At 65.8% G+C, this 1,037-nt stretch carries 1 protein-coding gene; it reads right to left on the reverse strand.

Features of this window, described 5'->3' with window-relative positions; translation table 11 throughout:
• A partial coding sequence (gene tuf / locus BMX29_RS18695; protein ID WP_092815971.1) for an elongation factor Tu occupies nt 1-1,037 on the reverse strand: 1,037 nt, incomplete at both ends.

Consider the following 1,037-nt stretch of genomic DNA (forward strand, 5'->3'; position numbering starts at 1 on the left):
GCGATCGGCGCGATCAGCTCGACGCCGAACTTCAGGTTGTCGCCCGGCATGACCATCTCGGTGCCCTCGGGCAGCGTCACGGTGCCGGTCACGTCCGTCGTCCGGAAGTAGAACTGCGGGCGGTAGTTCGCGAAGAACGGCGTGTGGCGGCCACCCTCTTCCTTGTTGAGGATGTAGACCTCGGCCTCGAACTTGGTGTGCGGCGTCACCGACTTCGGCTTGCACAGCACCTGGCCGCGCTCAACGCCGTCACGGTCGATGCCGCGCAGCAGTGCGCCGATGTTGTCGCCGGCCTCACCGCGGTCGAGCAGCTTGCGGAACATCTCGACGCCCGTGCAGGTCGTCTTCTTGGTGTCCTTGATGCCGACGATCTCGAGTTCGTCGCCCACGTTCACCACGCCACGCTCGACGCGGCCGGTGACCACGGTGCCGCGGCCCGAGATCGAGAACACGTCCTCGATCGGCATCAGGAACGGCTGGTCCACAGCGCGCGCCGGCTGCGGAATGTACTCGTCCACGGCCGCCATCAGTTCCTTGATCTTCTCTTCGCCGATCTCCGGGTCACGGCCTTCCATCGCCGCCAGCGCCGAACCGGCGATGATCGGGATGTCGTCGCCCGGGAAGTCGTAGGCCGACAGAAGCTCGCGGACTTCCATCTCGACGAGCTCGAGAAGCTCCTCGTCGTCCACCTGGTCGACCTTGTTGAGGAACACCACCATCGCCGGGATGCCCACCTGACGGCCGAGCAGGATGTGCTCGCGCGTCTGCGGCATCGGGCCGTCGGCCGCGTTCACCACCAGGATCGCGCCGTCCATCTGGGCGGCACCGGTGATCATGTTCTTCACGTAGTCGGCGTGGCCGGGGCAGTCCACGTGCGCGTAGTGACGGTTCTCCGTCTCGTACTCCACGTGCGCCGTCGAGATCGTGATCCCGCGCGCCTTCTCTTCCGGCGCACCGTCGATCTGGTCATACGCCCGGAAGTCACCGAAATACTTCGTGATCGCAGCCGTCAGCGTCGTCTTGCCGTGGTCGACGTG

The organism is Roseivivax marinus (genome assembly GCF_900109705.1).
Lineage (GTDB): Bacteria > Pseudomonadota > Alphaproteobacteria > Rhodobacterales > Rhodobacteraceae > Roseivivax > Roseivivax marinus.